This is a genomic window from Stenotrophomonas sp. YJH_SMC_6 (assembly GCF_059371335.1).
This window is the reverse complement of record NZ_JCAFUM010000002.1, coordinates 1-21,863: the sequence shown is the minus strand read 5'-3', so window position 1 is coordinate 21,863 and position 21,863 is coordinate 1. Positions and strand designations below refer to the sequence as shown.

At 67.0% G+C, this 21,863-nt stretch carries 19 protein-coding genes; 15 read left to right on the top strand and 4 right to left on the bottom strand.

Going from position 1 to position 21,863, the window contains the following annotated elements; translation table 11 throughout:
- Window positions 1–81: 81 nt before the first annotated feature.
- Both trxB and AC5P9N_RS01895 read left to right on the top strand, forming a co-directional pair.
- On the top strand, window positions 82–1,053 hold the full coding sequence (gene trxB / locus AC5P9N_RS01900) for a thioredoxin-disulfide reductase (RefSeq protein ID WP_099484208.1): 972 nt from the start codon (window positions 82–84) through the stop codon (window positions 1,051–1,053).
- A gap of 102 nt (window positions 1,054–1,155) precedes the next feature.
- Complete coding sequence (locus AC5P9N_RS01895) at window positions 1,156–2,280, top strand: GNAT family N-acetyltransferase (RefSeq protein ID WP_099484209.1); 1,125 nt, start codon at window positions 1,156–1,158, stop codon at window positions 2,278–2,280.
- A gap of 123 nt (window positions 2,281–2,403) precedes the next feature.
- On the opposite strand, the gene AC5P9N_RS01890 is transcribed toward AC5P9N_RS01895, so the two are convergent.
- The gene (locus AC5P9N_RS01890; protein ID WP_099484210.1) at window positions 2,404–3,672 is read right to left on the bottom strand and encodes a hypothetical protein; all 1,269 of its coding nucleotides are present in this window, start codon (window positions 3,670–3,672) and stop codon (window positions 2,404–2,406) included.
- A gap of 72 nt (window positions 3,673–3,744) precedes the next feature.
- Between AC5P9N_RS01890 and aat the strand changes: the two genes are divergently transcribed.
- The 3 genes from aat (at window position 3,745) to AC5P9N_RS01875 (ending at window position 5,374) form a co-directional block, all read left to right on the top strand.
- Window positions 3,745–4,485 carry a leucyl/phenylalanyl-tRNA--protein transferase gene (gene aat, locus AC5P9N_RS01885; RefSeq protein WP_088428762.1) on the top strand — a complete coding sequence of 247 codons (741 nt, stop codon included), beginning with the start codon at window positions 3,745–3,747 and terminating at the stop codon, window positions 4,483–4,485.
- Between the two features lie 86 nt (window positions 4,486–4,571).
- Window positions 4,572–4,790: a translation initiation factor IF-1 gene (gene infA / locus AC5P9N_RS01880; protein ID WP_005409596.1), complete on the top strand. Its 219-nt coding sequence runs from the start codon at window positions 4,572–4,574 to the stop codon at window positions 4,788–4,790.
- A 200-nt stretch (window positions 4,791–4,990) separates the two neighbouring features.
- Window positions 4,991–5,374, top strand: coding sequence for a hypothetical protein (locus tag AC5P9N_RS01875; RefSeq protein ID WP_164212606.1), 384 nt, complete (start codon window positions 4,991–4,993; stop codon window positions 5,372–5,374).
- Window positions 5,375–5,452: 78 nt separating this feature from the next.
- Here the strand turns inward: AC5P9N_RS01875 and clpA are convergent, their stop codons facing one another.
- Window positions 5,453–7,738: an ATP-dependent Clp protease ATP-binding subunit ClpA gene (gene clpA / locus AC5P9N_RS01870; RefSeq protein ID WP_005409594.1), complete on the bottom strand. Its 2,286-nt coding sequence runs from the start codon at window positions 7,736–7,738 to the stop codon at window positions 5,453–5,455.
- Between the two features lie 138 nt (window positions 7,739–7,876).
- On the opposite strand from clpA, the gene AC5P9N_RS01865 reads away from it, so the two are divergent.
- Window positions 7,877–8,689 carry an APH(6) family putative aminoglycoside O-phosphotransferase gene (locus AC5P9N_RS01865; protein WP_164212607.1) on the top strand — a complete coding sequence of 271 codons (813 nt, stop codon included), beginning with the start codon at window positions 7,877–7,879 and terminating at the stop codon, window positions 8,687–8,689.
- Between the two features lie 79 nt (window positions 8,690–8,768).
- Here AC5P9N_RS01865 and clpS read toward each other — a convergent pair whose 3' ends face one another.
- On the bottom strand, window positions 8,769–9,095 hold the full coding sequence (clpS, locus tag AC5P9N_RS01860; RefSeq protein ID WP_005409592.1) for an ATP-dependent Clp protease adapter ClpS: 327 nt from the start codon (window positions 9,093–9,095) through the stop codon (window positions 8,769–8,771).
- A gap of 112 nt (window positions 9,096–9,207) precedes the next feature.
- Here clpS and AC5P9N_RS01855 point away from each other — a divergent pair, with 112 nt between their 5' ends.
- The 7 genes from AC5P9N_RS01855 to AC5P9N_RS01825 all read left to right on the top strand — a co-directional run bounded on the left by AC5P9N_RS01855 (window position 9,208) and on the right by AC5P9N_RS01825 (window position 14,203).
- Entirely contained in the window at window positions 9,208–9,678 is a 471-nt protein-coding gene (locus AC5P9N_RS01855) for a hypothetical protein (protein ID WP_005409591.1), read from the top strand.
- A 1-nt stretch (window position 9,679) separates the two neighbouring features.
- The gene (locus tag AC5P9N_RS01850) at window positions 9,680–10,141 is read left to right on the top strand and encodes an NUDIX hydrolase (RefSeq protein ID WP_005409590.1); all 462 of its coding nucleotides are present in this window, start codon (window positions 9,680–9,682) and stop codon (window positions 10,139–10,141) included.
- On the top strand, window positions 10,138–11,280 hold the full coding sequence (gene mnmA, locus AC5P9N_RS01845; protein WP_012480134.1) for a tRNA 2-thiouridine(34) synthase MnmA: 1,143 nt from the start codon (window positions 10,138–10,140) through the stop codon (window positions 11,278–11,280). The genes AC5P9N_RS01850 and mnmA overlap by 4 nt, the downstream gene beginning before the upstream one ends.
- Window positions 11,277–11,891 carry a high frequency lysogenization protein HflD gene (gene hflD / locus AC5P9N_RS01840; protein WP_005413279.1) on the top strand — a complete coding sequence of 205 codons (615 nt, stop codon included), beginning with the start codon at window positions 11,277–11,279 and terminating at the stop codon, window positions 11,889–11,891. The genes mnmA and hflD overlap by 4 nt, the downstream gene beginning before the upstream one ends.
- A gap of 163 nt (window positions 11,892–12,054) precedes the next feature.
- Window positions 12,055–13,245, top strand: coding sequence for a methyl-accepting chemotaxis protein (locus AC5P9N_RS01835; protein WP_005409587.1), 1,191 nt, complete (start codon window positions 12,055–12,057; stop codon window positions 13,243–13,245).
- Between the two features lie 98 nt (window positions 13,246–13,343).
- Window positions 13,344–13,559 (top strand): hypothetical protein, encoded by a 216-nt coding sequence (locus AC5P9N_RS01830; RefSeq protein WP_032966708.1) that lies wholly within the window; start codon window positions 13,344–13,346, stop codon window positions 13,557–13,559.
- Window positions 13,560–13,696: 137 nt separating this feature from the next.
- Complete coding sequence (locus AC5P9N_RS01825) at window positions 13,697–14,203, top strand: hypothetical protein (RefSeq protein ID WP_005413277.1); 507 nt, start codon at window positions 13,697–13,699, stop codon at window positions 14,201–14,203.
- Between the two features lie 142 nt (window positions 14,204–14,345).
- Here AC5P9N_RS01825 and AC5P9N_RS01820 read toward each other — a convergent pair whose 3' ends face one another.
- The gene (locus AC5P9N_RS01820; RefSeq protein ID WP_005409584.1) at window positions 14,346–17,105 is read right to left on the bottom strand and encodes a bifunctional diguanylate cyclase/phosphodiesterase; all 2,760 of its coding nucleotides are present in this window, start codon (window positions 17,103–17,105) and stop codon (window positions 14,346–14,348) included.
- Window positions 17,106–17,236: 131 nt separating this feature from the next.
- Between AC5P9N_RS01820 and AC5P9N_RS01815 the strand changes: the two genes are divergently transcribed.
- Together AC5P9N_RS01815 and AC5P9N_RS01810 are read left to right on the top strand one after the other, a co-directional pair.
- Entirely contained in the window at window positions 17,237–19,339 is a 2,103-nt protein-coding gene (locus AC5P9N_RS01815; RefSeq protein ID WP_088428725.1) for a sensor histidine kinase, read from the top strand.
- Between the two features lie 4 nt (window positions 19,340–19,343).
- A complete protein-coding gene (locus AC5P9N_RS01810; protein WP_005409582.1) occupies window positions 19,344–21,116 on the top strand; it encodes an EAL domain-containing protein in 1,773 nt (590 codons plus the stop codon).
- The last annotated feature ends 747 nt before the right edge of the window (window positions 21,117–21,863 follow it).

Below are 21,863 nucleotides of genomic sequence, written 5' to 3'. Positions count from 1 at the left end.
CAGCCGCCACTCTATGACCAGCCAAGGATGCTGCGCAAACATCGCCAGCGCCTTGTCCCATCTACCTTTTCGCGAGTTTACATGAGCACCAGCCTGCCCTCCCGCCACCAGCGCCTCGTCATCCTCGGTTCCGGCCCGGCCGGTTGGACCGCCGCCGTCTACGCCGCCCGCGCCAACCTGAAGCCGGTCGTCATCACCGGCCTGCAGCAGGGCGGCCAGCTGATGACCACCACCGAGGTGGACAACTGGCCGGGTGACGCCCACGGCCTGATGGGCCCGGACCTGATGGCGCGCATGCAGGCCCATGCCGAACGCTTCGAGACCGAGGTCATTTTCGACCACATCCACACCGCCGACCTGTCGCAGCGCCCGTTCAAGCTGATCGGCGACAGCCACGAGTACACCTGCGATGCGCTGATCATCGCCACCGGCGCCACCGCCAAGTACCTTGGCATCCCGACCGAAGACGAGTTCAAGGGCCGCGGTGTGTCCGCCTGCGCCACCTGTGACGGCTTCTTCTACCGCGACCAGGACGTGGTCGTGGTCGGTGGCGGCAACACCGCCGTGGAAGAGGCCCTGTACCTGTCCAACATCGCCCGCAAGGTCTACCTGGTCCACCGCCGCGACACACTGAAGGCGGAAAAGATCATGCAGGACAAGCTGTTCAAGAAGGTGGCCGAAGGCAAGATCGAGACCGTCTGGCACCACCAGGTGGAAGAAGTGCTGGGCAATGATGCCGGCGTGACCGGCGTGCGCGCGAAGTCCACCCTGGACGGCAGCACTCGCGACATCGACGCCCACGGCTTCTTCGTGGCCATCGGCCACCACCCGAACACCACCCTGTTCGACGGCCAGCTGGCAATGAACAACGGCTACCTGGAAATCCGTTCGGGCCTGGGCGGCAATGCCACCCAGACCTCGGTGGAAGGCGTGTTCGCCGCCGGCGACGTGGCCGACCAGCACTACCGCCAGGCGATCACCTCGGCCGGCTTCGGCTGCATGGCCGCGCTGGATGCCGAGCGCTACCTGGACGCGCAGGGCAAGGCCAGCTGAGAGGCTGACCCGCTCCTGTAGGGCCGAGCCACGCCCGACTCCGGATGAAAGGCCGACGCCAGTGCGTCGGCCTTTCTGTTTCATCTGCCCTATCCTTCCCTCATGCCTTCCCCCCGCCTCCTCGACTCCCTGCAGTCCATCCCCGCCACCGACTGGGATGCCCTGCACGACGGTCAGAACCCCTTCGTCAGCCACGCCTTCCTCTCAGGCCTTGAACAGCACGGCTGCCTGCGCGAGGACTGGGGCTGGCAGCCCCGGCACTTCACGCTCTGGGAAGGCGACAGCTTGGTCGGCGCCATTCCGGGCTACCTGAAGACCAATTCGCACGGCGAGTTCGTGTTCGACCATGCGTGGGCCAACGCGTATGCCCGTCATGGCCGCGACTACTATCCGAAGTGGCTGGGCGCGGTGCCGTACTCGCCGGTCACCGGCCCGCGGTTGCTGACCCGTCACGATTCAGGTCGCGCCACCTTGCTGTCGGCATTGCGCGAGGCGCTGCCTGCACTGGACGTGTCCTCGGCCCATATCAACTTCCACACCGCAGTGGACGAGGCGCTGTTCGGCGATGACTGGCTGCTGCGCGAAGACGTGCAGTTCCAGTGGCAGAACCCGGGCGATTGGGCCACATTCGAGCAGTTCCTTGGCGCGATGAACCACAAGCATCGCAAGAACATCCGCCAGGAACGGGCCAAGGTCACCCGCCAGGGCATCACCTTCCGCGTGGTGCACGGCGATGAAGCCCGCCGTGCCGACCTGCAGGCGATGTATCGCTTCTACCTGCAGACGTTCCTCGAGTACGGCAACGCCCCGGCGCTGACCGAGCCCTTCCTGCGCCATCTGGCCATTTCATTGGGCCGCGGGCTGGTGCTGTTCCTGGCCGAACAGGACGGCGAGCCGATTGCCGGCGCGCTGTGCCTGCGCGGTGGCGACACGCTGTACGGCCGCTACTGGGGCGGCGCCACCCTGCCCGGCCTGCACTTCGAGGCCTGCTACTACCAGGGTATCGAATACTGCCTGCGCGAACGGCTGACCCGATTCGAACCGGGTGCACAGGGCGAGCACAAGCTGGCGCGGGGCTTCCTGCCGACGCTGGTGCGCAGCCGGCACTGGGTGGCCGATGCGGATTTCGCAGAAGCACTGCAGGATTGGTGCCGGCGGGAACGGCGCGATGTGCGGCGCTACCAGCAGGAGCTGCAGGGGCATGGGCCGTTCCGCGTAGAGCCGTAGTGCCGAGCTGGCTCGACTGGCGCGGCGCCGAGAAGCGTGCCAACCAAGGTTGGCACCTACCAGGGCAGTGGGGCGCGCCAACCAACGTTGGCACCTATCAGGACAATGGCGAGGGCGCTGTGCTCAGGTGCACTGCCAGAAGTGCCCGCTCACCCGGCACTTCGCACACCAGAACGTGTAGAGCATGCCGCCACTACCCCAGAGCAGCGCGCCTCCACTGGTGGTCGGCAGTGTCGAATCCAGCTGCATCACGAAGGGCATCTCCTCGCCGCAATCGATGCATGCCGGGTACCAGGCACTCTGCACCCAGCTGGGCGCGCCGCCCACGCGCGACAGGTTCTGCCGATGGTTGGACTGGCCCCAGTCCTGCTGCTGCCACCGCCTGGTATCCATGGCGACCAGGCCGATCTCGGCACGCACCAGGTCACCGCTGTCGGTCGGCGTGGCCGGCACCTCCAGACGCTGGCTGGGGTGGCAGCTGGGCAGGCCGACGGCATCGTGGCGATAGAAGCGCACGGGCGGGTCTTCCCAGCCGCAGCAGTCCAGGCACAGGCCCAGCGTGATCTCACCCGCCGCGCCCGGCTGCAGCGCGGCAGCGTCGGTTCGCATCAGGCGCTGCAGCGGTGCATGGCAGCTGCCACACAACGCTTCCAGCGGTCCTCCCATCTGCCCCGCATGGTGCACCTGCCCACCATTCCAGGTCGGGTGCAGGCGCCAGATACGCTTGCGCCAGCTCGGTTCGTCCGCCTGCTGCGCGCGATGCTGCTCGCGGCCAAAGCGGATGTGCAGCGGCCGCTCCCCATGCAGGCGGCGCGGCAGCGGCCCATCAGCCACGCCGGCCCAATGCGCCCAGACCTCAGCATCCAGCGCGCCCCAGTCAGCGAGGTAGCCGCGGGCAACGGCATAGCTCTCGGGCTGCGCCGCGAGCAGCAGCGCCCTGGCCCGCGCCATTTCGCGATCGTCATCGGCTTCGGCCAGAATCTGCGCCCACTGCCCGGCAGTGGCAGACGGCAGGCCCCGCCACACCTGCGAAGCCAGCTGCAGCTCATTCTCACTGACAATCGCCAGCAAGGCCTCCCAGTCGTCCTGCAGCACCTGCGGCGCCTGGTAGCTGGCGAATTCGATCACGCTGGCCAGCAGCTCACCGCGCTCTCCATCACGATAGCGACGCCAGGCCTCGGCACAGACCGGCGCAACCGCTTCGTCGGGCAGCAGATCCAGCGTCATGTCGAGAAAGGCCGAGCTGGGTGAACGCCGGGCAAGGGCCAGCCGCATCAGCGCACCGAGCTGACCCGGCTGCTCAGTCGCCAGCGCCAGCAGCATGCTCTGGCTGTCGTTGCACGTGCGCGGGTTGTCGTGCACATCGAGGATGGCGGTGATCGCGTCACTCATGCGTGGGCTCCTTGCCGTTGGACGTTGATGGTGCCAGACATCAGCGGTCACCACGGCGAATACAATGAGGGCATGACCCGCCAGCTGCCCTGGCGCCTGGCTGATGCGCCGGACGCCCCCTTCCCGCCGGCCGAGACCGCGCTGCGCCAGCCCGATGGCCTGCTCGCCGTCGGCGGTGACCTGCACCCGGTGCGCCTGCTCAATGCCTACGCTGGCGGCATCTTTCCGTGGTTCAGCGAGGGCGAGCCGATCCTGTGGTGGTCGCCGGACCCGCGCATGGTGTTCCGCACCGAGGGCGTGCATCTGTCCAGCCGGTTCCGCCGCCAGCTGCGCAGCAGTACGTGGGAGGTCACCGCCGACACCGCCTTCAGCCGCGTGATGCGCGCCTGTGCGGCAGCACCGCGGCCCGGCCAGGACGGCACCTGGATCAGCCCGGCGATGGTCGAGGCCTACGGCCAGCTGCACGACCTGGGCTTCGCCCATTCGTTTGAAGTCTGGGACCAGCAGACCCTCGTCGGTGGCATCTACGGGGTGGCAATCGGGTCGATGTTCTTCGGCGAAAGCATGTTCAGTGGTGCCAGCGGCGGCTCCAAGATCGCCCTGGCCGCCCTGGCATCCACCCTGCATGGTTGGGGCTGGGAACTGATCGATGCCCAGGTGGAGAATCCGCACCTGCTGCGGATGGGCGCCGAGCACCTGCCGCGCGCGGAATTCCTGCAGCACGTGCGCCGGGCCGTGCGCGGTGACGGCCGGGAAGGCCCGTGGACCCAAGCGGTTGGACGCCTGCCAGCACGGCGTTTGGCCGGGGGTTAACACAAACTTTGCAAGCTGGCGCCGTCACGCGTAAAATACCGCGCCTTAGGCCCAGCGTGGCCGTTTTCTGAACCGCACAGGACTACATGTCGAAAGACGATTCCATCGAGTTCGAGGGCACCGTCAGCGAGACGCTGCCGAACACCACTTTCCGCGTTCGCCTGGAAAATGGGCACGAAATCATCGCCCATATCTCCGGCCGCATGCGCAAGAACTACATCCGCATCCTCACCGGTGACCGGGTCAAGGTTGAAATGACCCCGTATGACCTGACCAAGGGTCGTATCACCTACCGCATGAAGTAAGCGGTCGGCGCCTAGCGCCACTCGACAAGGCCAGCCCTGGTTGCTGGCCTTTTGTCATGCCCGGAATCCGGCCCTGCCGGAGGTCACCGTGACCGAGCTCACCGTGGCGTCGGTCAGCCCCGCTTGCGGCAGATTCGCGCCTGCAGCCGCCGCGGCATCGTGGGATCCGATCCAGTCCGGATCGCCACCCCCTCCCGATCATGAACGCCCTGCTCCCGCACGTCCTGCTGCCGGCAGTTCTGCTGGTCAGCCTCCCCCTGGCGGCATTCGCCGCTGAACCCAGCAAGCCCTCCAACGCGTCCGAGTGCATTGCCCTCATCGCCAATCGCGATATCCGCCCCTCCAGCACGGAACGCGAGGTGTTGCTGCGCGACGGTGACAACCACTATCGGGTGCACCTGCAGAAGCGCTGCCTGGGCGCTGCCGCCTCGGCCAGCTATGTCTTCTTCACGCCCAGTACCCCTGAACGGATCTGCGGCGATGCCCGCAGCACACTGAAAACCGACAGCAATCACTGCACCGTGACCCGGATCGAACCGATCGATGCGGCGACCTTCAGGCGGCTGGCGCAGCAGGGGCGTTGAGTTGCAGTGCATGCGACAAGGGCGGCCGAAGCCGCCCTTGTCATTTCCAGTCTTTCACGCCAAGCCTGCGGCGTCAGCTCATTCCACCGTGACCGGCAGCAGCCGCTCCGGCTCGGCCTGGGTCTCGACCACCAGCTCGTCGTCGCGCACGTCGATGCTGACCTTGCCGCCGTTGACCAGCTTGCCGAACAGCAGCTCGTCGGCCAGCGGACGCTTGATCTTGTCCTGGATCACGCGGGCCATCGGACGGGCACCCATCAGCGGGTCGAAACCATGGTGGGCCAGCCAGTCGCGCGCGGTCGGGGTGGCCGACAGGCTGACGTGCTTGTCCTGCAGCAGCATCTCCAGCTCGATCAGGAACTTGTCGACCACGCGCAGGATGTGCTCGAAGCCCAGCGCCTGGAACTGCACCACCGCGTCAAGACGGTTGCGGAATTCCGGGGTGAAGCTGCGGCGGATGGTCTCCATCGCGTCGGTGGCATGGTCCTGCTTGGTGAAGCCGATCGACCGCCGCGAGGCCTGCGCGGCGCCGGCATTGGTGGTCATCACCAGCACCACGTTCTTGAAGTTCGCTTCGCGACCGTTGGTATCGGTCAGCACACCGCGGTCCATCACCTGCAACAGGATGTTGAAGATGTCCGGATGCGCCTTCTCGATCTCATCCAGCAGCAGCACGCAATGCGGCGTCTTGACGATCTTCTCGGTCAGCAGGCCGCCCTGGTCGAAACCGACGTAGCCCGGAGGCGCGCCGATCAGGCGGCTGATCGAATGCGGCTCCATGTACTCGGACATGTCGAAGCGGACCAGCTCGATGCCCAGCTGCAACGCCAGCTGCTTGGTCACTTCGGTCTTGCCGACGCCGGTCGGGCCGGCGAACAGGAAATTGCCGATCGGCTTTTCCGGGTTGCCCAGGCCCGAACGGGCCAGCTTGATCGCCGAGGACAGCGTCTCGATGGCCGGGTCCTGGCCGAAAATCACCATCTTCAGGTTGCGCTCCAGGTGCTGCAGCACATCCTTGTCGGTGGCACTGACCTGCTTGGCCGGGATCCGCGCCATCTTGGCCACGATCGCCTCGACCTCCTCGACGTCGATCAGCTCCTTGCGCTGCTCCTCGGGCAGCAGGCGCTGGCGGGCACCGGCCTCGTCGATCACGTCGATGGCCTTGTCCGGCAGCAGGCGGTCGCCGATGTGCTTCACCGACAGGTCCACTGCGGCCTGCAGGGCCTCGTCGGAGTAGGTCACACCGTGATGCAGCTCGTACTTGGACTTCAGGCCCTGCAGGATCTCGTAGGTCTCGCCCACCGTCGGCTCGACGATGTCGATCTTCTGGAAGCGGCGCGCCAGCGCGCGGTCCTTCTCGAAGATGCCGCGGTATTCCTGGAACGTGGTCGAGCCGATGCAGCGCAGCTCGCCCGACGCCAGCGCCGGCTTGATCAGGTTGGACGCATCCATGGTGCCGCCCGACGCCGAACCGGCACCGATGATGGTGTGGATCTCGTCGATGAACAGCACCGCGTTGGGCACCTTCTTCAGTGCCGTCAGCACGCTCTTCAGGCGCTTCTCGAAGTCGCCACGGTACTTGGTACCAGCCACCAGTGCGCCCAGGTCGAGCGAGTAGATCACCGCGTCGGCCAGCACGTCGGGCACCGAGCCTTCGATGATGCGGCGGGCCAGGCCCTCGGCGATGGCCGTCTTGCCTACGCCCGCCTCACCGACGTACAGCGGGTTGTTCTTGCGGCGGCGGCACAGGACCTGGATGGTGCGCTCGATCTCGTCGGCACGGCCGACCAGCGGGTCGATGCGACCTGCCCGCGCCTGGTCGTTGAGGTTGCTGGCGAATTCGGTCAGGGCATCCCCCTTGGGCTCGCCCTCCCCGCCTTCCATGCGGCTCTCGCCCTCCGGGGACGAAGACGACTGCTCGCCTTCATCGCCCAGCTTGGCGATGCCATGGGACAGGTAATTGACCACATCCAGCCGGGTCACATCCTGCTGGTTGAGGTAATAGACGGCGTGGGAGTCCTTTTCGCCGAAGATGGCGACCAGCACATTGGCGCCGGTGACCTCCTTCTTGCCCGAGGACTGCACGTGGTACACGGCCCGCTGCAGCACACGCTGGAAGCCCAGGGTCGGCTGGGTGTCGCGGCCATCGTCTTCCGCCAGGCGGGACACGGAGGCCTCGATGGCCTGCTCCAGCTCCTGGCGCAGGCGGTCGGCATCGGCACCACAGGCCTTCAGTACGGCCTGGGCTGACGGGTTGTCGAGCAGTGCCAGCAGCAGGTGTTCGACCGTCATGAACTCATGCCGGGCCTCACGGGCGCGCTTGTAGCACTGGCCGATGGTGTGTTCGAGGTCTTTGCTGAACATGGATTACTCCGGCGGCAGATGGGGACAATATGCGGCCTGACTACGCGATTTCCATCACCCTAGCGGATTGCTGCGTTCAGATGGCGTTAGCAGTACAGATCGCTTGATCTTCATTCACTCCAGGACAGCCCACCCAGCATGAGCGAACCCTACCTGAGCCGCTGGCGATTGCGGCGTGATGGCCCGGCCCTCCGTACGCCCCACGCCCGGCTCTGGCCGGTGCTGACCGCTACGGACGAGCCAGCGATGCTGAAGATCAGCAGCGAGACCGAGGAGCAGAACAGCCATCGCCTGCTACGCTGGTGGAACGGCGATGGCGCCGCCCGCCTGCTGGCCCACGAGGGGCCTGCGATCCTGATCGAGCGTGCCCGCGGTGACTCGCTGCGGCAACGCTCGATCGAGGGCGACGATGACGCCTGCACCGCGATCCTGTGCCAGGTCCTGCAGCGGCTGCACCGGCCACGGAGCGCGCCGCCAGCGGAACTGGTCTGCCTGCGTACATGGTTCGCCGACCTGCTGCAGCCAAGGGCTGTGCTGCCGCCACTGCTGGAACAGTGCAGATCACTGGCGGAGGGGCTGCTGCGTGATGAACAGGAGATCCGGCCGCTGCACGGCGACCTGCATCATGACAATGTGCTGGATTTCGGCCCGCGCGGCTGGTTGGCGATCGACCCGAAGCGACTGCTGGGGGACCGTGCGTTCGATTACACGACGATGTTCAGCAACCCGGACCTCTGTGGTCCGGGCATCCACGTTGCGACGCGGCCCGAGCGGTTTGCGATCCGCCTTGAGCAGGTCTGTGCGCTGGCCGAACTGGAACGCACACGCCTGCTGCGCTGGATCGCGGCCAGCACTGCGCTGTCGGCAGCGTGGTTCAGGGATGACGGCGACCCGGCCGATATCGACGAGACAGTCGCCCGGATGGCCCTGGAGGCGCTGGCGGAGAGGTGAGACCCGCGCTTGGTAGGTGCCCACCTTGGAGGGCACACCCATCCGGGATCGATGTGCCCGGACGAGAATCAGCAGCCGGTCAGGCCTTTTCCATCGTGCACAGCAGCGGGTGCTGGTTCATCCGCGAGTACTCGTTGACCTGGGCGACCTTGGTCTCGGCCACTTCGCGGGTGAACACCCCGCACACGCCGCGGCCGCGGGTATGGACGTGCAGCATCACCTGCGTGGCCTTGTCCAGGTCCATGCTGAAGAACTGCTGCAGCACATCCACCACGAAATCCATCGGGGTGTAGTCGTCATTGAGCAGCATCACCTGGTAGAACGGCGGCGGCGCCACTTCCGGGCGCGCGGCCTCTACGGCGACGCCGTGCTCGTGCTGGGAATCGGGGGAAGACTCATGGGGCATCGGGCCATTATAGAGGCTCGGGCGCGCCTGCGTCGGCCTGCCGCGGATTGGACGGCACGCACGCCCACCGTCACAATTGCACCCTCTCTCAACACTGTTTCACAGGATCTTCATGAAAAGGACCCTTCTCCCCGCCCTCCTGATCGCTCTGGCTGCCACCGGCTCCGCTGCCGCCGCAGACGCCGACAAGGCCGTGGCCCGCCATCTGGACAAGCTGGGCTACACCTACGAAGTCGATGAGGACGGCGACTACCGCATGGTCTTCGACGTCGAGGGTGACCGCACCCAGATGGTCTACGTGCGTTCGTCGGTGGAAGATTTCGGTACCCACAACATCCGCGAGATCTGGTCGCCGGCCTACAACGCGAAGACCAAGCAGTTCCCGGTGGCCGTGGCCAACCGCCTGCTGGAAGATTCGCAGGATGCCAAGATGGGCGGCTGGGTAAAGCAGGACACCACCGCCATGTTCGTGGTCAAGATCGACGCCGATGCCACTGCCGACCAGCTCAGCGACGCCATCGATGCGGCCATCCGCACCGCCGACGCCATGGAGCTGGAACTGACCAAGAAGGACGAGTTCTGAGTTGAACGCCACGCCGGACCCGCGCTGGGCACCGCACGCCACCGTCGCCACGGTGGTGGTCGACGGCGGCCGCGTGTTGCTGGTTGAAGAGACCATCGATGGCCGGCAGGTGCTGAACCAGCCGGCCGGCCACCTCGAGCCGGGCGAAAGCCTGGCCGAGGCAGCCCTGCGCGAGACCCGCGAGGAAACCGGCTGGACGGTGCAGCTGACCCATTTCATCGGCTGCTACCAGTGGACTGCCGGCGACGGCACCGCCTTCCTGCGCTTCTGCTACGCGGCGCGCCCGGTCTCGCACGACCCGGCGCAGCCACTGGACACCGGCATCGACCGCGCGCTGTGGCTGACCCCGGCCGAACTGCAGGCCGCCGGCGAGCGCCAGCGCAGCCCGCTGGTCTGGCAGGTGGTGGCTGATTACCTGGGTGGCCAGCGCCATCCGCTTTCGCTGGTCCGGGAGGTCGCATGAGCACTCCGCGCGTGATGGTGGGCGTCTCCGGAGGTGTCGACTCTTCGGTCGCCGCCTGGCGCCTGGTACAGCAGGGCGAAGCCGTGGCCGGCCTGTTCATGCAGAACTGGGCCGACGATGGCAGCGGCGACTGCCGCGCCGAGGACGACCGCCGCGATGCGGTGGCCGTCTGCGGCCTGCTCGGCATCCCGTTCCACTTCCGCGACTTCTCCAGCGAGTACTGGCAGGGCGTGTTCGAGCACTTCCTGGCCGAGTACGCGGCCGGCCGCACCCCGAACCCGGACGTATTGTGCAACCGCGAAGTGAAGTTCAAGCACTTCCTGGATGCCGCCCGCGAGCTGGGCGCCGAACGCATCGCCACCGGCCACTATGCACGGGTGACCCAGCGCGGCCACCAGTGGCTGCTGCTGCGCGGCGCCGACCGTTCCAAGGACCAGAGCTATTTCCTGCACCAGCTGGGCCAGGAGCAGCTGGCGGCCACCCTGTTCCCGATCGGCGACCTGGAAAAGACCGACCTGCGCCGGATCGCGCGTGACGTCAGCCTGCCGACCCACGCCAAGAAGGACTCCACCGGCATCTGCTTCATCGGCGAGCGCGACTTCCGTGAATTCCTCGGCCGCTACCTGCCAGCCAAGCCGGGCCAGATCCTCGACCCGGCCGACGGCAGCGTGATTGCTGAGCATCCGGGCGTGTTCTATTTCACCCTGGGCCAGCGCGAGGGCCTGAACATCGGCGGCGTGCGTGGCCGCCCGGCCGCGCCGTGGTACGTGGTTGGCAAGGACGTGGCCAGCAACGTGCTGTACGTGGACCAGGACCGTGACAGCAAGTGGATGCTGTCCGAGCGCCTGCGCTCGGAAACCGCGCACTGGATCGCCGGTTCGCCGCCGGCACGGCGCTTCGAATGCACCGCCCAGACCCGCTACCGCCAGCCCGATGAGCCGTGTACGGTCCAGGTGCTGGACGATGGCAGCGTGCTGGTCACCTTCGCGCGCCCGCAGCGCGCCGTTACCCCCGGTCAATCGCTGGTGCTGTATGACGGTGACGTGTGCCTGGGTGGCGCGGTGATCGCCGCCACCGATGCGCCGCTGGAGCAGCGCCTGCGCACCACCCCTTCCCCTTTTGAGGTAATCGCTGCATGAGTTTCACTGTCGACGACCGCGTCCTGGCCCTGGCCGGCATTGCCCAGGCCCTGCAGCAGGTACGCCGTATCGCCGATACCGGCCATTCCGACGCCGCCGCCGTGCGCACCGCCGTGGACAGCGTGTTCCGTGTCGATGCGTCCTCGCCGCAGGAGGTGTTCGGTGACCGCCATGCACTGAAGTCCGGCCTGCGCCTGCTGCACAACTACTTCCGCAGCCAGGGCCAGGACCCGATCCTGCCCAAGCTGGCCCTGTCGGTGCTGCAGCTGGAGCGTCGCTTCGTTCAGGATGGCGCCACCGTGAACAAGGTCGCCTCGGGCATCGAGCGCGCCCAGCGCCAGGCCACCGAACTGGGCGACAGCGGCCACCCGGACGTGCTGGCCAACCTGGGAGGCCTTTACGCCGACACCATCAGCCACCTCAAGCCGCGGGTCATGGTGCAGGGCAACCCGCACTACCTGGGCCAGGCTGGCGTGGTGGCCGAGATCCGCGCCCTGCTGCTGGCCGCGGTGCGCGCTGCGGTGCTGTGGCGGCAGCTGGGCGGCAGCTACTGGGACTTCCTGTTCAGCCGCAAGGCGATGATCGAGGCCGTGGACCGGCAGCTGGCCTGAGGGTGTGGGGTCGGATCCCTTTCCGGCACGGAAAGGGCTCTGACCCCGAAGCCGCCAAGGCGCCGGAAAACCGGCGCATTCAGGATGCACTTCGAGGCACATCGACGTTAAAGAGAAAGGGGGTACGGCCGATACATCCTCCGTGCACCTCCCGAGAACGTCCATGTACTCACGCATTTTCATCCGTCTGGCCGCCCCCCTGGCTCTGACCCTGCTGCTCCCCTTCGCCATCGGTTTCGAATGGCCGGCCGCCCTGCGCTGGGCGATCCTGACCACGATGACGCTGAGCTGGCTCGGCTTTGCGTGGTGGACCACCCGCGCCCAGGCACACCGTTCCCCGGAACACGCCCGAGTCCTGCGTGAGCAGGACCAGCTGCTGACCGAACTGCGCAATTTCGTCGGCAACGAGATCGAGGGTTCGCGCGGCGAAGTGGAACGCGCCCGTGACCTGATCCGCCAGGCCGTCTCCAGCCTCGGTGGCAGCTTCGATGCGATGAACCGCAAGTCTCGCCAGCAGAGCCAGGCCCTGTCGCGCATCGTCGACCGCGCCGGTGACGAAGGCAATGCCGGCCTCGACGTTGCCCGTTTCGCCCAGCACGCCAGCCATCGTATGGAACAGCTGGTCGAAGCGCTGGAACAGGTGAGCGGCCAGAGCAGCACCACCGTGCAGCACATCGACCAGATGGCGCAGCACCTGGATGGCATCTTCGCGCTGCTGGAAGACGTCAAGTCGATCGCCGACCAGACCAACCTGCTGGCCCTGAACGCTGCCATTGAAGCGGCACGTGCCGGTGAAGCCGGTCGTGGCTTCGCGGTGGTCGCCGACGAAGTGCGCAACCTGTCCGAGCGCTCGACCACCTTCAACGAGCAGATCCGCAAGCTGGCACACAGCTCCAAGGACGCCATCGCCAAGGTGCGCGAGACGGTCTCGCACATGGCCTCGCGTGACATGGACCGCTCCCGCGAAGCGCGCCAGGAAGCGGCGGCGATGCTCGACAACGTCGCGCAGATCAACGCCTCGCTGGGTGACGGCATGCGCGAAGTGTCCGAGTGCGCCCGTTCGATCGATGGCAGCGTAGCCGAAGCCGTGCGCGCCCTGCAGTTCGAAGACATCGCCACCCAGGCGCTGGGCGGCGTGCACACCCACCTGGACCGCCTGACCGCGATCAACCGCGAAGCGGTGGCCCTGCAGGAACTGCTGCACCGCAATGGCGGCGTATTCGACGAAGAGATCGCCACCGCCCTGCAGCGCACCGGCAGCCGCCTGCGCGAACTGCGCAGCGAATGGGAGCGCCCGCCGCACAAGCCGGTTGCCCAGCAGAGCATGGGCGCCGGCACCGTCGAGCTGTTCTGATCCTGATGTCCGCTGCCCTCGCCGGCAGCCCGCAAGGCCCCGGTTCAACCGGGGCCTTTGCCTGTAACCCGCCGTTGGATGCATCCTGTACCCGCACCATGACCCTGATCCGCGCCCTGCCCTCTCTCACCGATACCGAGCGCCCGCGCAACGCGAGCGTGCGTGAGCAGCTGCAGCAGCTGGAGGATGTGGCACGCGAGGAGATCCGCGAACTGCAGCAGCTGGCGGACGCGCGCCCCGCCCCGTCGCGGGCGGACGAGGCACTGCTGGGACTGGCCTGGGACCTGGGGTTGGACGGGGAAGCGCTGAAGTAGATCCACGCCATGGGTGGACGGCTTTCATCCGCCGGTGTGACGTCTGGCCCTCGCCGCAACATCCACGCATGGCGTGGATCTACCGGGGTGGCGAAATCGTTGTGGCATGATCCACCGATCCCGTTCATGGAAGACCGATGGCCATCACCCTGATCGCACTCCTGCTGATCGAGACCGTCCTTCTGATGGCCTGGGTGGCCGGTTATTTCAGTTGGGGCATCACCCTGTTCAACGAACGCATCGCGGCGTCACCGGCCATGCAGGCCCGGCTCTCGCTGGGCAGCCTGGAACGTGACCTGCCGCAGGACAGATGGCTGCAATTGGCCTTCCATGCGCTGCCCGATGGCAGCATGGCGTTCCGCGAGAGCTTCGCGCCAAGCTTCGGCCTGCGCTACTTCCCGGTGATGCGCGGTCGCATCGTACTCAACGCGCGACGGCACGAAGTGCGGGTGATCGGCCTGTGCAGCTGGTTCGTGGCGATCCTGTCGCTGTTGCTGTTGCCACTGGTGGCGATGCGCCCGGTGGTGGCGCCGATGCTGCTGGTGCTTCCGCTGTTCCTGGCCAGCTATCTGGTCCAGAAGCGGCGCTATGCGGCCATTGTAGAAGCGCTGCGCGTGCAGCTGAGGGCGGATTTTCCGAGGTAGATCCACGCCATGCGTGGATGATCGAGAGGCACAGGCATCCGTGCCGACCAACGGTCGGCCCCCACCAAAGCGGGTTGCGGTAGATCCACGCCATGCGTGGATAGGCACAGCAGCCAGGGTCAGTTCCAACCAGTGCAGCTGATCACCGCACCAGCATCACTTCCCCACTGGCATCGGTGCGCAGCGAAACCGGCTGTGGCTGGCGCAGCCACTGCGCCAGGTCGCGCGGGCTTAGCGGTCGCGAGTACAGGTAGCCCTGGATCTCGTCGCAGCCCTGGCGGCGCAGCATGTCTTCTTCCTGGTGCGTTTCCACGCCCTCGGCCACCACCTTCATGCCCAACGCGTGGCCCAGGTGCACGATGGCCTGGGTCACTTCGGCCGTACCCGAATCGTGCAGCATGCCCTGCACGAAACTGCGGTCGATCTTCAGGCGCCCCACCGGGAAGCGGTTGAGGTAGTTGAGATTGGAGAAGCCGGTACCGAAGTCATCCACCGCCAGCGGCACGCCGTGCCGTTCCAGCACGTCGAAGCAATGGCGCAGGATGTCGGTGTCACGGATCAACGCCGACTCGGTCAGTTCCAGCTCCAGCCGCTGCGGTGGCCAGCCATGGGCGTGGCAGATTTCGATCACACGCTCGGCAAAGCCGCGGTCTCGCAGCTGTACCGCAGAAACATTCACCGCAATGCGGTCGAAACGCAGACCGGCACGGTCCCAGGCGGTTGCCTGGCGGCAGGCCTCATTCAGCACCCAGTCGCCGATCCGCACGATCTCGCCGCATTTTTCGGCAATGGGGATGAACTCGGCCGGGCTGCAGTAGCCGATCCCGGGGCGGTGCCAGCGCAACAGTGCCTCGATCGCCGGCGGCTCGCCGTGGTGGGCGTGCAGCAGCGGCTGGTAGGCCAGGCTGAACTCTTCGCGCTCGATGGCGCCGTGCAGGGCATGCTCCAGCTCCAGCTTGCGCTGGATGCGGGCCAATGCGTCCTGGCTGTAGTACTGGTAGGTGTTGCGCCCCGCTTCCTTGGCCGCGTACATCGCGGCATCGGCGGCACGCAGCAATGAATCGAAATCGGTCTGTGCATCGCCCAGCATCGCGATGCCGACGCTGGCGCCGACCTTCAACGTGGTCTCGCCACGACGCAGCGGCTCGGCCAGCGAAGCGATCAGCTTGCGCGCGACGTGGCCGGCGTCTTCCGGCTCGGCCAGGTCGCGCAGTACCACGATGAATTCATCACCACTGAAGCGGCCGAACAGGTCGTTGTTGCGCAGGTTCTGGTGCAGGCGCGTCGCAGCGGCCTTCAGCAGCGCATCACCGGTGGCGTGGCCGAAGCTGTCGTTGATGGTCTTGAAGCCATCCAGGTCGATGAACAGCATCGCCAGCGATGTGCCACGGTCACGTGCTTCTTCGATGGCCTCTGCCGTCTGCTCGCCGAGCAGCACGCGATTGGGCAGGCCGGTCAGCAGATCGTAGTGGGCCAGCAGTTCGATGCGCTCGTTGGCTTCGCGCTCGCGGGTGATGTCACGGAACAGCACCACGAAGCGCGGCGGCAGGCCGTCACGGCGGTCCAGCTCGATCAGCACCTGCACCCAGACGCGCAGGCCGGACTGGCGGTAGAAGCACAGGTCCAGCTGCTCGGGCAGCCCGCCGTTGGCGATGCGCGCCAACGCCGCTTCGAAGGCATTGCGTGAGTCCTCGGTGTACAACGCCAGCGCCTGGTCGAGGGTGATCGGTTCCTTGCGCAGGCCGTGAATGCGATAGCACTCCTCGGTCCACTGCATGTGCCGGGTCTTCACCTCGATCTCGCAGCCGCCGATGCGGCCCAGCGCGGAGACGCGGTTGAGCAACTCGGTGCGCCAGCGGATCAACGCGTCGGTCTGGTGCTGCTCGGTGATGTTCTGCACCTGTCCGAGCAGTCGCTTGGGCTGTCCGTCCATGTCCAGCAACGGCTGCATCCACAGCCGCAGGTGCTGCGACGGCTCATTGCCCCGGGTCAGTTCCAGTTCGAGATTGGCGGCACGGCCATCGCGCCACAACCGCCGCCACGCCGCACGCAATGCGCCACGTGAACGTGGGTGCAGCTGCTTCAGCCAGCGCCGCTGGCCGGGTACGGCGCCCTGCTCCAGCGCAAGCATCGAACGCAGCTCCGGCGACCACCAGAAATGACCACTGTTGGGGTCGAACGACCAGCTGCCCATGCTGGCGATGCGCTGGGCCTCGCTCAGGTGCAGCTGCTGTTCCTGCAGCAGCCCTTCCAGCTGCTTCTGCTGTTCGATATCGGTATGGGTACCGACCATGCGCAGCGGCTGGCCATCGGCGGTGCGCGCGACCACGCGGCCCCGGTCCAGTACCCAGCGCCACTGGCCATCGGCCTGGCGGAAACGGAACTGCGCGCTGTACTGCTCGCTCAAGCCACGCAGATGCTCTTCCAGTGCGGCCCGCACCTGGGCGATGTCCTCGCCGTGCACGCGGGCCAGCATCTCGGTGGCGGTTTCATCGCCCACTGCCGGGGTGCGCACCACACGGTCACTGGGAATGTCCCAGTCCCACAGGCTGTGGCCGGCACTGTCCAGCGCCAGCTCCCAGCGCCCACCGCCGCCGAGCGGCACCGGTTCGGGAATGCTCAGCGTGAAGGCCAGCAGGTTGCCGGCGCCATCGTGCACGGCGCGCAGGTGGCCATCGTAGTGCCCGTGCGGGCCACCCGGCAGCGTGCAGGCCACGATGCCGCCATCGGCAGCCATCAGGCGTAGATCTTCCAGCATCGGCGCATACGCAGCCACGGTGGCCGGCAGGCCATGCTCGCGCGCAGCCGGATTGGCCGCCAGCGGGCGACCCGTGCGGTCGACGATGACCAGCGCCGACGCAAGCGGGTGCTGCAGCAGGCTGGCGATGATCCCTTGGTCCACGCGATCTTGCTCCGGATGACACGCCCGTCAGCGGGGCACGCAGTGGTTAACGGCGCCTGCGGCGGATAATTGAGTGGTCTGGGCGCACCTGCGCGGTAAGATGGCCGGCGCCCCTTTCAACCAGCCCGTCCATGCCTGCAGAACCGACCGGCACCGCCCTTGTACCCGATCCGCGGATGGCGCAGGCGCTGAGCCGCGACCGGCGACGGGTGGTCCTGAGCTACCTGGTGATGGCATTGGCCTGGATGATCGCTTCCGACAGTGCCGTGCAGGCGCTGGTGCCGGATCCGCAGCAGGCGGCGATGTGGCAGAGCGTGAAGGGCTCGTTCTTCGCACTGGCCAGTGCCGGCCTGCTGTATCTGCTGTTGCGGCCGCTGGCCGAGCATGTGCTGCACACCCATGCGCGCCAGCAGGCCTCGGAGCTGCGCCTGCGGCAGATGTTCGAGGGCAACCCCGGCCCGATCCTGGTCTACGACCTGGACACGCTGGCGATCCTCGATGCGAATCCGGCTGCCTGTATCGCCTTCGGCTGGGAGCGTGACGAACTGCTGGAGCAGACCATCGACGCGTTGTGGCCGCCAGGCCAGGACCAGGCGCTGCAGACCAAGCTGGAGGCGATCCGCGAGGCGCCGGAGGAACTGTGCATCCTGCGTACCCAGCTGCAGCTGCGTGACGGTTCGCTGCGGCAGATGGAACTGCGCTCCAACGCCATCAGCTATGACGGCCACAACGCCCGCTTGTTGATTGCCATCGACCGCACTGCCGAAGACCTGGCCCAGCTGCGCCGTGACCAGGCGCTTGCGCGGGTGGAAGAAGCCCACGAACTGGCGCGCATCGGCGCCTGGGAACTGGACCCGTCCACCGGCATGGGCCGCTATTCCAACCAGGTCTACCGACTGCTTGGCCGCCGGCCGCCGGAAGCCCGCCGCTGGCACCGCTTCGACGAGCTGCTGGTTCCCGCCGACCCTGCCACCGCCACCCAGACCGAACAGCTGCTGGCCGACCTCTGCTCGGGTGATCCGGTGCAGGTGGACGTACTGCTGCCCCTGCTGTCGATGGACGGACGCGCCCTGATGGTGCACCTGCGTGCCGCCAGTGGTGTCGATGAGTCCGGCCGCAGCCGCGTGCTGGGCACCCTGCAGGACGTGACCGAGCGGGAGCAATCGCGGCGCCTGCTACGCGAGCGCGAGGAGCAGTTCCGCGAACTGGTGCGGGTGCTGCCCGATGGCGTGGTGATCCTCTCCGACGAGCACGTGCTGTACACCAACGCCTGGGCGGCCAGCCTGTTCGGCTATGGCAGCCATACCCTGCTGGGTGAGCCGCTGTCGGCGCTGGTCGCTGCCGGTGATCTGGCCCGCGTCCGCGGCCAGCTGCGTGCAGGGCAGCCACACCTGGGCCCCGGCCACAGCAGCGTGGTGGCCATGCAGCGCGCCGACGGCCGCAGCTTCCATGCCGGCCTGGCGGTGGGCGAGGTTCGCTATGGTGGCCGCGACTGCAAGCTGCTGATCGTGCGCGACCTCAGTGATTCCGAACGGACGCGCAGTGCACTGGAAACCAGCAACCGCGAACTGCAGGCGATGGCCGGCCGCCTGTTCTCCCTGCAGGAAGACGAGCGCCGCGCGATCTCGCGCGATCTGCACGACGACATCGGCCAGGCGATCACGGCGATCAAATTGTCCGCCCATGCCGCGCAGGACGAGCACGATCCGCAACGCCGCGCCGAGGACCTGGCACAGATCGTCAGCCTGGCCGACACCACGGTAGCCAAGCTGCGCGACATCTCCACCCTGCTGCGCCCTCCGCAGCTGGACGCGCTGGGCCTGGAAGCGGCCCTCAGCTGGCAGGCACGGGTGCTGTTCCGTTCTTCGCAGGTGGAGCTGCTGGCCGAGATCGAGCCCCTGCCGCATCGCCCCGACAACAGCATCGAACAGGCCTGCTTCCGCATCGCACAGGAGAGCCTGACCAACGTGCTGCGGCACGCGCGCGCGAGCCAGGTACACCTGCAGCTGCGCGACATCGGCAAGCGCAGCCTGCACCTGCAGATCCGCGACGACGGCGAAGGTTTCGACCCGGACGGCCCGCGCGGCCTGGGCCTGATCGTGATGCGCGAGCGCGCGCAGAGTGTCGGCGGCCATGTGCGCATCGAATCCGCACATGGCGAAGGCACCCTGATCGACGTTCACCTCCCCTACCAGGCGGCCAGCATGGCCGCCGTTGAGTCACCGGAATACTGAGCCTATGTGGAATCCCAACCAGCCGCCGGTCAGCATCGATGATGCACCCGATCGCCTCGGTGCCGGCAACCCCGAGCTGCAGGCGATGGTCGCCGAAGCGGCCTCCGGCGGCACCGCGCTGATGCTGATGCACGTGGACATCGACCACTTCGCTTCAGTCAACGAGAACATGAGCGCCGAGGTGGGTGACCAGGCGCTGGTGCTGGTGGCGCAGCGGCTGCAGTCCTACCTGCGCGGTCGCGGCAAACTGTGGCGGCATGGCAGCGACGAGTTCCTGATCGCGGTCCCGCGCAACGCCGACGTGCCGCTGCCGGAGGACTTCGCCGAGGAGATCCGGCAACAGATGGAGTTGCCCCTGTCGGTGCTGCCGTACACGCTGTTCATGACTGGCAAGCTGGGGGTGAGCCTGTGCCCGGAACACGCCAGTAACGCCTCGCGACTGCTCGACCACGCCGAGGATGCGCTGTACCAGGCGGCCCGCGAAGGTGGAAACGCGGTGCGCATCCATGCAGTGGATACCCCGCCGAGCGCGCACAGCGAGAGCATCATCGCGCGCCAGATCGTCGACGCGATCCCCAACGGCGAGCTGAAGCTTCGCTACCAGCCGCTGGTCAGTGCCCGCGACGGCCATGTTGTGGGCATGGAGGCGCTGCTGCGCTGGCAGTCCCCCACGCTGGGCATGCTGGTGCCGGAGCGCTTCATGCGCACCGCCGAGCGGCTGGGCATCATCGTGCAGATCGGCACCTGGGTGCTGGAAGGCGCGCTCAAGCAGGCCCGCCTGTGGCGCGACCAGGGCTTCGACGACTTCACCATTGCCGTGAATGTCTCCACCCTGCAGCTGCTGCGGCCGAACTTCTTCGCTGAAGTGATGGGCCTGATCCAGGCCGCGGGCGTGCCGGCACAGATGCTGACGCTGGAGATCAACGAAAGCGCGCTGACCAACAATGTCAATTTCGTGCACGAGACATTGGCCAACCTGCGCAACGAAGGCATCAGCCTGAGCCTGGACAACTTCGGCACCGGCGATTCCAGCCTCAGTGCGCTGGTGCGTTACCCGGTGGACAAGCTGAAGATCGACCGCAGTTTCATCAAGAGTGCACCAGCCGGCAACCGCGAGGCGGCCATCGCACGCGCGATCATCGCCATGGGCCACCAGCTGGGCATGACGGTCATTGCAAACGGCGTGGAATCGCAGGCGCAGCTGGGCTTCCTGCGCCGCAACGATTGCGATGTATTCCAGGGCTACCTGTTCGGCGAACCGATGTCGGCCGATGCCGCCGGCATGACCCTGCGCCGCCGCTACCTGCGCCCGGAAGCCTTCGCCGAGACCCGCCCGGACCGCACACTGCTGCTGCTGGACGACGAGGAGAACGTGCTGCGCTCGCTGGTGCGCCTGTTCCGCCGCGATGGCTACCGCATTCTGGCCGCCGGCAACGTGCGCGATGCGTTCGATCTGCTAGCGATCAACGACGTGCAGGTGATCCTGTCCGACCAGCGCATGAGCGACATGAGCGGCACCGAGTTCCTGGGCCGGGTGAAGATGCTGTACCCGGACACGATCCGGCTGGTGCTGTCCGGCTACACCGATCTGAACACGGTGACCGACGCGATCAACCGTGGTGCGATCTATCGCTTCCTGACCAAGCCGTGGAACGACGATGAGCTCCGCAAGCACATCCACCAGGCGTTCCGCACCTATGAGGAGCAGCGTCGCAGCAACGCCGGTCCGGCGCCTGCCGAGAGCGGGGATGGCGGCGAGGATCGCCCGCTGCGGTAACGATCCCGTCTGGTAGAGCCGGCCGCTGCCGGCTGCTCTCGATGCCTGGTTCAAGGAGGTTGCCGGCCAGCGGCCGGCACTACCCGAAGCGCGAACCCGGTCGGGGACAAGCCCTGGTAGAGCCGGCCGCTGGCCGGCTGCTCTCGATGCCTGGTTCAAAGAGGTTGCCGGCCAGCGGCCGGCACTACCCGAAGCGCGAATCCAGGTCGGGGACAAGCCCTGGTAGAGCCGGCCGCTGGCCGGCTGCTCTCGATGCCCGGTTCAATGGGGTTGCCGGCCAGCGGCCGGCACTACCCGAAGCGCGAACCCAGGTCGGGGACAAGCCCTGGTAGAGCCGGCCGCTGGCCGGCTGCTCTCGATGCCTGGCTCAAAGGGGTTGCCGGCCAGCGGCCGGCACTACCCGAAGCGCGAATCCAGGTCGGGGAAAAGCCCTGGTAGAGCCGACCGCTGGCCGGCTGCTCTCGATGCTGGATTCAATGAGGTTGCCGGCCAGCGGCCGGCACTACCCGAAGCGCAAACCCAGGTCGGGGACAAGCCCTGGTAGAGCCGGCCGCTGGCCGGCTGCTCTCGATGCCCGGTTCAATGAGGTTGCCGGCCAGCGGCCGGCACTACCCGAAGCGCCAACCCAGGTCGGGGACAAGCCCTGGTAGAGCCGGCCGCTGGCCGGCTGCTCTCGATGCCTGGTTCAAAGAGGTTGCCGGCCAGCGGCCGGCACTACCCGAAGCGCGAATCCAGGTCGGGGACAAG

What these genes read in the sequence shown, in the direction of transcription:
- infA (WP_005409596.1), top strand. Translation starts at nt 4,572, where the DNA reads ATGTCGAAAGACGATTCCATCGAGTTCGAGGGCACCGTCAGCGAGACG.
- aat (WP_088428762.1), top strand. Translation starts at nt 3,745, where the DNA reads ATGACCCGCCAGCTGCCCTGGCGCCTGGCTGATGCGCCGGACGCCCCC.
- AC5P9N_RS01865 (WP_164212607.1), top strand. Translation starts at nt 7,877, where the DNA reads ATGAGCGAACCCTACCTGAGCCGCTGGCGATTGCGGCGTGATGGCCCG.
- mnmA (WP_012480134.1), top strand. Translation starts at nt 10,138, where the DNA reads ATGAGCACTCCGCGCGTGATGGTGGGCGTCTCCGGAGGTGTCGACTCT.
- trxB (WP_099484208.1), top strand. Translation starts at nt 82, where the DNA reads ATGAGCACCAGCCTGCCCTCCCGCCACCAGCGCCTCGTCATCCTCGGT.
- AC5P9N_RS01855 (WP_005409591.1), top strand. Translation starts at nt 9,208, where the DNA reads ATGAAAAGGACCCTTCTCCCCGCCCTCCTGATCGCTCTGGCTGCCACC.
- AC5P9N_RS01835 (WP_005409587.1), top strand. Translation starts at nt 12,055, where the DNA reads ATGTACTCACGCATTTTCATCCGTCTGGCCGCCCCCCTGGCTCTGACC.
- AC5P9N_RS01825 (WP_005413277.1), top strand. Translation starts at nt 13,697, where the DNA reads ATGGCCATCACCCTGATCGCACTCCTGCTGATCGAGACCGTCCTTCTG.
- AC5P9N_RS01830 (WP_032966708.1), top strand. Translation starts at nt 13,344, where the DNA reads ATGACCCTGATCCGCGCCCTGCCCTCTCTCACCGATACCGAGCGCCCG.
- clpS (WP_005409592.1), bottom strand. Translation starts at nt 9,095, where the DNA reads ATGCCCCATGAGTCTTCCCCCGATTCCCAGCACGAGCACGGCGTCGCC.
- AC5P9N_RS01895 (WP_099484209.1), top strand. Translation starts at nt 1,156, where the DNA reads ATGCCTTCCCCCCGCCTCCTCGACTCCCTGCAGTCCATCCCCGCCACC.
- AC5P9N_RS01890 (WP_099484210.1), bottom strand. Translation starts at nt 3,672, where the DNA reads ATGAGTGACGCGATCACCGCCATCCTCGATGTGCACGACAACCCGCGC.
- AC5P9N_RS01810 (WP_005409582.1), top strand. Translation starts at nt 19,344, where the DNA reads ATGTGGAATCCCAACCAGCCGCCGGTCAGCATCGATGATGCACCCGAT.
- AC5P9N_RS01875 (WP_164212606.1), top strand. Translation starts at nt 4,991, where the DNA reads ATGAACGCCCTGCTCCCGCACGTCCTGCTGCCGGCAGTTCTGCTGGTC.
- clpA (WP_005409594.1), bottom strand. Translation starts at nt 7,738, where the DNA reads ATGTTCAGCAAAGACCTCGAACACACCATCGGCCAGTGCTACAAGCGC.
- AC5P9N_RS01815 (WP_088428725.1), top strand. Translation starts at nt 17,237, where the DNA reads ATGCCTGCAGAACCGACCGGCACCGCCCTTGTACCCGATCCGCGGATG.
- hflD (WP_005413279.1), top strand. Translation starts at nt 11,277, where the DNA reads ATGAGTTTCACTGTCGACGACCGCGTCCTGGCCCTGGCCGGCATTGCC.